We start from the raw sequence: 10,908 nt of genomic DNA, 5'->3' as shown, positions 1-10,908 counted from the left end.
CGGCACGCTCACGGCCTATCAGCTCATGGTCATCGGCAACGCCATCTCCTTCGTCCTCCGGCCGGGGCGGCGCCGTCTCGAGGTCTCCCGGCGCGTCACGGTGACGGCTGCGGCCCACCTGGGCGATCAGCGGTGGCGGGCAGCAACACCCGTTCATAGCTTCGGCCTATGACCAGACAACAGATGGCCTACCTCGCGTGCACGGCTGTGGTCGTGGCATCGGGAGTGGGCGCAGCCCTGCCCTCCGACCACCCGTCCGTGCACCTGGTACGCCCGGGTGAATCCATCCAGAAGGCCGTGAACTCGGCCCGGGCGGGCGACACCGTCGTCGTCGCCCCCGGCACCTACCACGAGAGCGTCACCCTCACCGGGCGGGACGTGACCCTGCGGGGCGCGAGCGCCAGGTCCACCGTCATCGTGCCGAACACCGCCGCCACCGACGCCTGCGCCAAGGCGGGCAACGGCATCTGCGTGACCGGGACCGACAGCAAGCGCGTCCGCGGTGTCACCGTCGCGTCACTGACCATCAGGGGCTTCGCGAAGCAGGGTCTGTGGGCGACGGGGACCGACGGACTGACCGTGCGCCGAGTGACCTCCGAGAAGAACGGCCAGTGGGGTATCGCCGAGGAGAGGTCCGTCCGGACCAGGTTCGTCCGCAACATCGCCAGGAACAACGGCGACGCCGGTCTCTTCGTCTCCAACACGGTCACCACCGAGGAGGGAGCCCGCGACACCAAGGGAACGGTGGTCGCCCACAACCTGATGAGCGGCAACCGGATCGGCATCACGGTCCGGCGGGTGCGGAACCTGACCGTCGCCCGCAACGAGGCCACCGGCAACTGCACGGCGGTGTTCGTCGTGGGCGACGAGAACAAGCCGCGCGTCGGCGACCTGAGCGTCACCGGGAACTACATCCACGCCAACAACAAGTCCTGTCCCAAGACCCCCCGGCTGCCCGCCCTCCAGGGTTCGGGCATCGTCCTGACCGGCGCGGAGGACACCCGCGTGACGCACAACCGGGTCGAGGACAACGTGGGCACCTCCCCGCTGTCGGGCGGCATCGTGCTGTTCAAGAGCTTCGTGGGCGCGCTCAGCGAGCGCAACGAGGTGCGCGACAACGTGGTCCTGCGCAACGGTCCCTCGGACCTCGCCAACCGCGACACCACCGGCAAGGGCAACACGTTCCGGGGCAACACGTGCAAGGTCTCCGAGCCCTCCGGCATGTGCTGAGCACGGCACGACACCAGAAACGAGGCATTGAATGACCACTGTCGATCAGAGTCCCCCGCCGTCCATGCAGTTGCGGGAACTCGTCTTCGGGGCGGCCCGTGCCGCCGCCGTACGCGCCGCGGCCCGGCTGGGTGTGGCGGACGCCCTCGACGACACGCCCATGAGCGCCGAGGACCTGGCCGCCGCGGTGAAGACCCAGCCGGGGACCCTGCGCCGGCTGCTGCGCGCCCTGTCCTGCCAGGGCGTCTTCGCGGAGCGCCCCGACGGCACGTTCGCGCACACCGAGATGTCCCGGCTCCTGCGCGAGGACGACCCGAACAGCCTGCGGTACATCGCCCTGTGGTGCACCGAGCCATGGACGTGGAACGTCTGGCCGCAGCTCGACGAGGCGGTCCGCTCCGGCCGCAACGTCTTCGAGGACGTGTACGACAAGGAGTTCTTCCCGTACCTGAACGAGGACGCCCCGGAATCCGCGTACGTCTTCAACCGGGCCATGACGACGTCCAGTTCGCAGTCCGCCCAGGACGTGGCGAAGCTCCTGGACCTGCGCGGCGTGAAGTCGGTCGCCGACATCGGCGGCGGCCAGGGTCACGTCGTGGCCAGCCTGCTGGAGAAGCACCCCGGCGTGCACGGCACCCTGCTCGACCTGCCGGGCGTGGTGGAGAACGCGGATCCGCGTCTGCGCGACGGCGGGGCGCTGGCCGGCCGGGTGCGGATCGTGGCCGGGGACTGCCGTGAGGACATCCCGGTCCAGGCGGACGTCTACATCATCAAGAACATCCTGGAGTGGGACGACGAGAGCACCCGCAGGGCGCTCGCGAACGTCCGCAAGGCGGCCCGGCCCGGCGCCCGGGTCGTCGTCATCGAGAACCTCGTGGACGACACCCCGTCGATGCGGTTCACGACGGCCATGGACCTGCTGCTGCTCCTGAACGTCGGCGGTGCGAAGCACACCCGGCAGAGCATGGTCGACCGGCTCACGGCGGCGGGCCTGATCATCGGCGAGATCCGCCCGGTGAACCCCTATCTGCACGCCTTCGAGTGCACCGTCCCCGGCTGATCCGGCCGGACCCCCTGAGAAACCGGACAACCCGAGGCCGCCGGTTCCGCTTGATCGCGGAGCCGGCGGCCTCTGGTTGTGTCACGGTGCCCGCTCAGGAGGCGGTGTCGCGCTCCCAGCGGTAGAAGCAGTGCGCCATGGCGTCCTTGGGGCTGCGCCATGTCTGCGGGTCGTACGCGCTGACGTACGCCGACAGTTCCTGGCTGACGCTCCGGAACTCGGGGTATCCTGCCACCTTCGCGATGGCGGGGCCCGGGTCCCGTTCGGATTCGATGAGGTGCAGATACACGTCACCGAACTGGAAGAGGCTGCGCCGGTTGACCCCGATGAGGTGCGGGAGCTCACCCCGGTCGGAGGCGGCGAACACGTCGGAGATCGCCGGAGCCGAGTCGGGCGCCATGCGGGCGACGATCAGGGCGTGGTGCATCGGGTGTCCTTCCTGTGCCGGTTCGAGCGGTCAGCGGGGCATGGCCGCGGGGCTGCGGCGCTCACGGGCGACCTGCTCGATCCGGTCCCGGATGAGGGCCATCTGCGTGACGGAGTTGCGATTGATGTTGTCCGTCATCCAGTCGTCGTCGACGGGGGCGTCGGGCTTCATCGCGAAGTCCTGCACCCAGCGCATGTGCGTACCGGCCGGGGTCTCCTCGTACTCCCACCGGATGTCCATGTGCGCGAACGGTCCCGTCTCGACGCGGCGCGCCCGGACGGTCCGCGCGGCGCGGTCCACGGTGCGCTGCGAGACCCAGCTCCACACCTTGCCGTTGTCGTCCGGGTGCATGGTGAGGCGGAAGGTGGTCGTGTCGCCGTCCCGGGTCAGGACTTCGAGGGACGCGTACTCGCTGAAGAGCCGTGGCCAGTTCTCGATGTCGTTCGTGATGTCCCAGACGAGGTCGAGCGGGGCGTCGATGACGACGCTGTTGTCGGTGTGTCCGGCCACTTCAGGCTCCAGCCTTGAGGTTGTCGTTGACGAGGTCGAGGAACTCCCGCGGGGTCTTGCAGCGCTCCGCGTCGGGGGGCAGGGGCAGGCTGTACCGGTTCTCCAGTTCACCGACGATGCCCAGCAGACCGAGCGAGTCGAGTCCGAGGGTGCCGAACGGCGCGTCGAGGGACTGCGCGAGTTCGTGGGGGTCGACGGTGATCCCGGCCGCCTTCTTCATGAGCGCGGCCAGTTCGTCGACGGTCACTTCGGTGGTGATCATGCGGTGGTTCTCCTCACGTGCGGCCCGGGTTACCGGGCGTGGTGACCGCCGTGTCGTACGACCAGGGCCGCGTTGGACCCCATGAGTCCCCTGCTGAGGACCAGGGCCGTGCGCAGTTCGGCGGGTCGGGCGTTCGACGTCACCAGGTCGAGGTCGTGGCAGATGTCGAACACGTTGGGGGTGGGAGGGATCTGGCCGTGCTCCATCGCGAGGACGGCGGCCGCGGTGTCCAGCAGGGGTGCCCCGCAGTAGGCCCGTCCGATGCCCGTCTTGGGCGCCGTGACGGGGACCCGGGTGCCGTGCGCCCCCAGGGCGTCCGCGATGGCCAGGGCTTCGGCACGGTCGGCGGCCGGGACGCCCAGGGCGTCGGCGAAGACGACGTCGATCTCCTCCGGGGCGCAGCGCGCCTCGGCGAGGGCGCCCCGGATGGCGTGGGCGAGCCCTTCGCGGGACCTCTCCCACTGCGAGGCCCCGGTGAACGTGGCCGCGTGTCCGGCCACGAGGGCCCGGACCTCCGCTCCCCGCTCGCGGGCACGCCGCTCGTCCTCCACGACGAGCATGGCGCCGCCTTCCGCGGGCACGAAGCCACAGGCTCCCTCGGTGAAGGGGCGGTAGGCGCGCGCGGGGTCCTCGACGGTGCTGAGTTCGGGGTAGCCGAGCTGGCAGACCATCGAGTACGGGGCGAGCGGCGCCTCGGCGGCGCCGACGAGCATCGCGCCGGTGCCGCGCCGTACGCCGCGGGCGGCGTGGGCGACGGCGTCCAGTCCCCCGGCCTCGTCGCTCGCGACGACTCCACAGGGCCCCTTGAAGCCGCCGCGGATGGAGATCTGGCCGGTGCTGGCGGCGTAGAACCAGGCGATGGACTGGTACGGGCCGACGAACTTGGAGCCCTGGCCCCACAGTTTCTGCAGTTCACGCTGGCCGAACTCGCCGCCGCCGGATCCGGCGGCGGTGACCACGCCGACCTCGTACGGGTCCTCGGGGCCGGCCGCTCCGAGGCCCGCGTCGTCGAGGGCGAGGACGGTCGCGGCCATCGCGAAGTGGCTGAAACGGTCGGTCTGGACGAGGAAGCGTTCCTCGATGAGGTCCGCCGCGTCGAAGGCCCGGACCTCTCCCGCGACGCGCAGCGGCAGGTGCCCGCAGCCCTCGCGGGTGATGCCGTCCAGGACGGTGAGGCCTTCCCTGACAGACTTCCAGTAGGCGTCGGCGCGCAGTCCGTTGGGGGCGATGACACCGACACCGGTGATGGCCGCGTTCCGGGGGCGCTGTGTGCTCATCGTGTCCTCCCAGCCGGCCCGGTCAGGAGCACCGCGGACTGGAATCCGCCGAACCCGCTGCCGACGGAGAGCACATTCCTGAGCTTCCGCTGGCGGGCGGTGCGCGGCACGTAGTCCAGGTCGCACTCGGGGTCGGGGGTTTCGTAGTTCGCCGTGGGCGGCACCACTTGGTGCTTCAGGGCGAGGACGCAGGCGACGACCTCGATCGCGCCGATCGCGCCCAGCGAGTGGCCCACCATGGATTTGATGGAGCTCATCGGTGTCCGGTGGGCGTGTTCGCCCAGGGACCGTTTGACCGCGGCGGTCTCGTGCCGGTCGTTCTGCCGGGTGCCGGAGCCGTGCGCGTTGACGTAGTCGATGCGCGTGGGGTCGAGGCGGGCCTGGTCGAGCGTGCTGTCGATGGCCCGGGACATCTCCAGGCCCTCGCTGGTGAGACCGGTCATGTGGTAGGCGTTGCCGTAGGTGGCGTAGCCGCCGATCTCGCAGTAGATGTGCGCGCCGCGGGCCCGTGCGTGCTCGTACTCCTCCAGGACGAGGACGGCCGCGCCCTCGCCCATGACGAAGCCGTTGCGGTTGGCGTCGAAGGGCCGGGAGGCGTGTTCGGCGTCGTCGTTGTCGGGCGACGTGGCCTTGATGGCGTCGAAGCAGGCCATCGTGATCGGGGATATCGGCGAGTCGGACGCCCCGGCTATGCAGACGTCGGCCCTGCCTTCCTCGATGGTGTGGAAGGCGTATCCGACGGCGTCGAGTCCGGAGGTGCATCCCGTGGAGACGGTCTGGACCGGTCCCTGCGCCCCGAACCGTTCGGCGACGACCGAGGCGAGCGTGCTGGGCGCGAACGCGAGGTGCAGTTGGGGGTCGGCCGCGCGGTGGTCCACGTCCCATCGCCGGCCCGACTCGCTGACCCGGACGTAGTCGTGTTCCAGACGGGTGGTGCCACCGACGGCGCTGCCCAGGGAGACTCCGACGCGCCAGGGGTCCTCCCGGTCCGTGTCGAGGCCGGAATCCTGGACGGCCTCCGCGGCGGCGACGACGGCGAACTGGATGTAGCGGTCGACGTGTTCGATCAGCTCGGGGTCCAGGCCGTGCGCGATCGGGTCGAAGTCGCATTCGGCGGCTATGCGCGAGCGCAGGCCCACCGGATCGAAGAGCGTGATGCCCCGGGTCGCGGTGCGGCCGCTTTCGAGGAGGTCCCAGAACGCCTTCGTCCCGGTGCCTCCCGGAGCGACCACACCGATGCCGGTGACGGCCACCCGGCGGGTCACTTTATGGCCCCGCTTCGTTCGGACTGCTGTCCGTGGTGGCCGGGCGCGGCTCCGCCGGCCATGAACGCGGGGGCGGGTTCGGAGGCGTCGGCGGCCTCCTCCGTGTCGACGTGGCCGAGGCTCGGATGCGGGGCGAGCGGGCCCAGGTGGAAGACCATGCGGGCTTCCTTGCCGCCGACGTTGCGGAACCGGTGCCGCACGCCGATCGGGATCAGCAGACCCTGCTCGGGCCGGAGCGCGAGCGCCTCGCCGTCCAGGTCCACTTCGAGGGCGCCGCCGACCACGTACACGAACTCCTCGGAGTACGGGTGGTAGTGCTCGCCGATGCGCTCGCCGGGCTGGATGATGGCGAGGCCCATGAAGCCGCTGGTGGACCCGACCGTGGCGGGCGTGAGCATCGCCCGGATGTCTCCCCCGCGTCTGCGGTTCGGTTCCGTCTCGCTCAGGTTCACGATCTGTGGATGCTGCTTGGTCATGCCTGTACCTCCGGGTGTGGCAGGACGTCGGACCGGACGTCCGGGGACGCGGGCGGCGGCGGGCGGTCCGTCAGGAACCCGCCGAGCTCCGGTCGGTGATGGGCAGCATGTCGGCGTGCGACAGGAGGCGGTTGATGTTGCGTTCCGTCCCCAGGGAGCCTTCGACGCCGATCGCGGGGCCGTCGAGGAGTCGCTCCAGCTCGGCGGCCTTCTTGGCGCCCTTGAGGCCGAGGGAGGCGACGGGGTCGAGATCGAGGGCGCCGGTGATGTCGATGAGCCGGACCACGATGTCGTCGCGCTGGAAGACGGTGCTGCTGTACACCGGGCTGTTCTTGTCGTCGGCGGCGGCCTCGTCCTGGTGGGCGAGCAGCCGGGCCAGCTCCATGCCGCGGCCCTTGCGGGCCGGGTAGAACAGCGCGTGCCGGGTCACCTTCGCGGGTTCCTCGCGGCCGGAGACCACGTGGTGCACGGCGGGGAGCGCCGCGCGGGTGAAGAAGACCCGGGCCGAGTCGGGGTCGCTCAGGTCCCGGTCCTGCTCCAGGTAGGGGTTGATGGCCTCCTCGACCGCCCGTACCTCGGGCTGGCGCGACACGTGGCGCAGGGCCGCGAGGAGGTCGCCCTCGACCTCCACGGCCCGTACGACGCGGTTGCCGTGCATGAAGAGCGAGGTGCGGCGCAGCCGGGTGGTGTCGTCGACCTGGGCCTGGGGGGACTCGTACCCGGCGAGGATCTCGGCGACCTTCGACTCGGATCCGGGCTTGACGGTGAAGGTGAGGGCGTGGCGCGCGACCCCGCTGCCCTCGCGGGCCTCGACCTGCAGGGCCGCCCGGGCCGACTCCGGGGTGAGCGGCTCGGCGGGGCTGGTCTCGCGCAGGATGCTGTAGCGCATCGACCGGGTGTCCCGGACGCAGCTGTGCATGGGCCGGACGGTCTCGACGTGCTCCTCGCTGTTCACCCAGGCGAGGAACGGCGGGGCGCTCTCCCACTCGCTGGTGATGAGCCACTGCGAGGGGTTCTCGATCGACTGGCAGAGCTGGTCGCTGAGGTGTCCGGGAACCGAGGCGACCTGGTTGCGCATGAGTTCGTACGCGTCGAGGAACTGCTGCTGGGCGCCTTCGTACAGGTCGAGCAGCAGGATCACCCGAAGCTTCGAGCCGTCGAAGGCCGACTGAGCGATACGTCCCGAGTTGGACATTGCGGCACACCTCTCCTTTTCGTCACGGAAGTCAGGAACGACCGCGGTATCCGAAACGCCGGGGCCGCCATGAACTGATCGTTGCCGCGCGCCCGGGACTGCGCGAGCCCCGCGGGTCAGGCGAGTGAACCGCGCGCCATCCGGGTGCCCCTGCCGCGCGAACCGGCCCCCACCGGGCATGGAAACTGCATCCCCATCCCTGACTCGCGTCGCAGGCGACGCTGGAGGCAATCGATGAACCGATTCGAAGGGGCCGGCGAGAACGGTCTCCGCACGCCCGTCCTCATCGTCGGCGGCTCTCTGGTGGGCCTGTCGACCTCACTGTTCCTGGGGCGCCTCGGGGTGCCGCACGTCCTGGTCGAGAAGCACGCGGGCACGTCCCGGCACCCGCGGGGGCGCGGCAACAACGTGCGCACCATGGAGATCTTCCGGGTGGCCGGCGTCCAGCGGCGCATCGAGGAGGCGGCGTCGGTCCTCGCGGACAACCACGGCATCCTGCAGACGCCGACCCTGGTGGGCGACGCCGGGGAGTGGCTGTTCAAGGAGATCGACCCCGGCGGCGGACTGGCCCGCTTCAGCCCCGGCGCGTGGTGCCTGTGCAGCCAGAACGACCTCGAACCGGTGCTGCTGGCCAGTGCCCGGGAACTGGGGGGCGACCTGCGGTACTCGACGGAGCTGATGTCGTACGAGCAGGACTCCGAAGGGGTGACGGCGAAGGTCAAGAGCCGGGAGACCGGCGAGCACACGACGATCCGCGCGGACTATCTCGTCGCGGCGGACGGTCCCCGCAGCCCCGTCCGCGACACGCTCCGTATCGGCCGGACCGGGCCGGGCGACCTGTTCCACAACGTGAGCCTCACGTTCACCTCGCGCGGGCTCGCGGAGGTGGTCGGCGACCGCCGGTTCATCGTCTGCTATCTGACCGACCCGGCGGCCGACGGTGCTCTGCTGCCCGTCGACAACCAGGAGCACTGGGTCTTCCACGCCCCCTGGCACCCCGAACACGGGGAAACCCTCGAGGAGTTCACCGACGAGCGCTGCGTGGAGCACATCCGGCGGGCCGTCGGCGTGCCGGATCTCGACGTGGAGATCACCGGCCGGGCGGCCTGGCACGCCGCCGAGCGGGTCGCCGAACGGTACGCGCAGGGACGGGTGTTCCTGGCCGGCGACTCGGCCCACGAGATGTCCCCCACCGGGGCGTTCGGCTCCAACACCGGTATCCAGGACGCCCACAACCTCGCCTGGAAGCTGTCGGCCGTGCTGGCCGGCTGGGCAGGACCGGGACTGCTGAAGTCGTACGACGCCGAGCGCCGGCCGGTCGCGGAGGCGACGAGCGCGCGTGCTTCGTCGCGTTCGGTGGAGCACAGCCACCCCGGGTACACCCCGGAGCCCGCGGCGGCCGGGCAGGGCGGCCCCGGCGGGAAGAAGGGCGGCATCCTGAATGTGGCGCTCGCCTACCGCTACCCGCGGGGCGCGGTCCTCGGCGCCGATCAGTCCGCTCCGGTCGTGCCCGACGGCGTACGGCTGACGGGCGAGCCGGGAAGCCGGGCGCCGCACATGTGGCTGACCCGCGCCGGCGCCCGGATCTCGACCCTCGATCTGTACGAGCGTTCCATGGTGCTGCTGAGCTCGGCGGACGGCGCCGGCGCGTGGCACGCGGCGGCGAAGGACACGGCCCGGCAGTTGTCCGTCCCGCTCGACTCGTACCGGGTCGGCGGCGGCCCCGAGGCGGACCTCGTCCCCGCGGGCGACACGGACTGGGCGCAGGTGCACGGCGTGAGCGAGGACGGCGCGGTGCTGGTCCGCCCCGACGGCTTCGTCGCCTGGCGCTCCGAGGGCCCGTCCAAGGACCCCCGGACGACCCTGCGGAAGGCCCTGGTCGCCCTGCTGGACCAGGCCTGACCTTTCCGGGCGGTCGCGGGCCGTCGGCGTCGGCCGGGCGCGGGCGCCCTAGGGGTACGGAGAACGACCGGAGGCCGTATCGGAATTCCGATACGGCCTCCGGCCTGCGACGTCGGAGCGAAAGCTCCCGTCGGGACGACAGGATTTGAACCTGCGACCCCTTGACCCCCAGTCAAGTGCGCTACCAAGCTGCGCCACGTCCCGATGCGTCTCGCACGTGATGGTCCACGTGTTCGCGCATCCCGAACCCTACCCCACGTCGGTGGACGGCCGCGCACACACGGTCATCGTCGCAGCGCAGCGGGGGTGGGGGTCGTCGCCCCAGGGACCGGGTCAGGCGTTGGGGTCGAACGCGATGCCGGCGGGCTTGGCCTTCGCCAGGTGACCGTTGAAGCTGTCGTCCCTGAGGCCGAAGTGAGCGCTGCCGAAGTCGTACGAGGTGAGCTTGTCGCGCAGCCCGGCGGGGTAGCCGTTCCAGCCGACCAGGGTCGGGAACTGCCAGGTGTGGTAATGGTTCTCCGGCGGCTCGTCGTTGGTGTTGGCGGGCCGGAAGCAGTGGGTGCCGATGCCGTCCTTGTGGTACACGACCTTGGGGTGCGTTCCGTCCCAGCGGATCTGGTCCCGGGTGTAGATGTTGAAGTTGCCGTGGGCCGACGTGGAGACGTACTTGGCCTGGTTGTCCTGGACCCACACGACGACGTGCTCCCAGTCGTTGCGGTGTCCGCCCAGGCCGCTGCCGACGACGGCCTGGTCCTTCTCCATGTAGAGGCCGTAGATGATGGCGCACCAGCCGTTGTTGCACTTCTCGCGGGAGTACCCGTTGGTGTTGTCCAGGTCCCAGGAGTCGCGGCAGTGGCCGTTCAGGGCTCCGGAGGGCTTGAGGCCGGGGTTGACGGTCCCGTCGGGGCCGATGGCGGGGGTCGGGTAGCAGCCGTCGGTGTCGTAGTCGAAGGCGGGCTGGTACGTCGACTCCAGTGCGTCCGCGTTCCCGGGCAAGGCCGTGGGCGGGTCGGCGAGGGCGCTGCCCGGGAAGGCGACGACCAGCGCGACGGCGCTGCCGAGGATCAGCGAGACCTTGCGGATCCGCGAGCTTCTTGTCACTGCTTCCTCCAGATCGACCGCGGCGTGGGGGCGGGGCAGGCCAGGGCGGTCGTCTTGGCATGCCCAGGTCAGCCTCCCGGGCGTGCGCGAAAAGCACCAGGGGTCGCGGGTCTCGGTGCGATGAAGGATCTCCCAACAGGGAGAGGCGAAACACCTTTTGGAGGAAGTCGGGTTTCGCCGTAGCACAACTCCCTTGCCCGCCA

At 70.7% G+C, this 10,908-nt stretch carries 11 protein-coding genes and 1 tRNA gene; 3 read left to right on the top strand and 9 right to left on the bottom strand.

Features of this window, described 5'->3' with window-relative positions; genetic code table 11:
- Positions 1-168 precede the first annotated feature (168 nt).
- Together ACWEBX_RS27105 and ACWEBX_RS27100 are read left to right on the top strand one after the other, a co-directional pair.
- Entirely contained in the window at positions 169-1,230 is a 1,062-nt protein-coding gene (locus ACWEBX_RS27105) for a right-handed parallel beta-helix repeat-containing protein (RefSeq protein WP_451887417.1), read from the top strand.
- A gap of 31 nt (positions 1,231-1,261) precedes the next feature.
- Complete coding sequence (locus ACWEBX_RS27100) at positions 1,262-2,290, top strand: methyltransferase (RefSeq protein WP_451887416.1); 1,029 nt, start codon at positions 1,262-1,264, stop codon at positions 2,288-2,290.
- 94 nt (positions 2,291-2,384) lie between these two features.
- Here ACWEBX_RS27100 and ACWEBX_RS27095 read toward each other — a convergent pair whose 3' ends face one another.
- The 7 genes from ACWEBX_RS27095 to ACWEBX_RS27065 form a co-directional block, all read right to left on the bottom strand.
- Positions 2,385-2,717, bottom strand: a complete 333-nt coding sequence (locus tag ACWEBX_RS27095; RefSeq protein WP_451887415.1) for a TcmI family type II polyketide cyclase — start codon at positions 2,715-2,717, stop codon at positions 2,385-2,387.
- 30 nt (positions 2,718-2,747) lie between these two features.
- Positions 2,748-3,227, bottom strand: a complete 480-nt coding sequence (locus ACWEBX_RS27090) for an SRPBCC family protein (RefSeq protein ID WP_384802764.1) — start codon at positions 3,225-3,227, stop codon at positions 2,748-2,750.
- Between the two features lies 1 nt (position 3,228).
- Complete coding sequence (locus ACWEBX_RS27085; RefSeq protein ID WP_451887414.1) at positions 3,229-3,489, bottom strand: phosphopantetheine-binding protein; 261 nt, start codon at positions 3,487-3,489, stop codon at positions 3,229-3,231.
- Positions 3,490-3,518: 29 nt separating this feature from the next.
- Positions 3,519-4,766, bottom strand: a complete 1,248-nt coding sequence (locus ACWEBX_RS27080) for a ketosynthase chain-length factor (protein WP_451887413.1) — start codon at positions 4,764-4,766, stop codon at positions 3,519-3,521.
- On the bottom strand, positions 4,763-6,031 hold the full coding sequence (locus ACWEBX_RS27075; RefSeq protein ID WP_451887412.1) for a beta-ketoacyl-[acyl-carrier-protein] synthase family protein: 1,269 nt from the start codon (positions 6,029-6,031) through the stop codon (positions 4,763-4,765). The genes ACWEBX_RS27080 and ACWEBX_RS27075 overlap by 4 nt, the downstream gene beginning before the upstream one ends.
- Positions 6,028-6,507 carry a cupin domain-containing protein gene (locus ACWEBX_RS27070; RefSeq protein ID WP_451887411.1) on the bottom strand — a complete coding sequence of 160 codons (480 nt, stop codon included), beginning with the start codon at positions 6,505-6,507 and terminating at the stop codon, positions 6,028-6,030. The genes ACWEBX_RS27075 and ACWEBX_RS27070 overlap by 4 nt, the downstream gene beginning before the upstream one ends.
- A gap of 70 nt (positions 6,508-6,577) precedes the next feature.
- On the bottom strand, positions 6,578-7,702 hold the full coding sequence (locus ACWEBX_RS27065; RefSeq protein WP_451887410.1) for a SchA/CurD-like domain-containing protein: 1,125 nt from the start codon (positions 7,700-7,702) through the stop codon (positions 6,578-6,580).
- A gap of 234 nt (positions 7,703-7,936) precedes the next feature.
- Here ACWEBX_RS27065 and ACWEBX_RS27060 point away from each other — a divergent pair, with 234 nt between their 5' ends.
- Positions 7,937-9,604 carry an FAD-dependent oxidoreductase gene (locus tag ACWEBX_RS27060; RefSeq protein ID WP_451887409.1) on the top strand — a complete coding sequence of 556 codons (1,668 nt, stop codon included), beginning with the start codon at positions 7,937-7,939 and terminating at the stop codon, positions 9,602-9,604.
- 130 nt (positions 9,605-9,734) lie between these two features.
- Here ACWEBX_RS27060 and ACWEBX_RS27055 read toward each other — a convergent pair.
- Positions 9,735-9,808, bottom strand: a tRNA-Pro gene (locus ACWEBX_RS27055).
- 129 nt (positions 9,809-9,937) lie between these two features.
- Positions 9,938-10,705 (bottom strand): NPP1 family protein, encoded by a 768-nt coding sequence (locus tag ACWEBX_RS27050; protein WP_451887408.1) that lies wholly within the window; start codon positions 10,703-10,705, stop codon positions 9,938-9,940.
- Positions 10,706-10,908: the final 203 nt, after the last annotated feature.

This window comes from Streptomyces sp. NPDC005070, assembly GCF_053600395.1.
The sequence above is the reverse complement of the archived record's forward strand: the minus strand, read 5'-3'. Positions and strand labels throughout refer to the sequence as shown.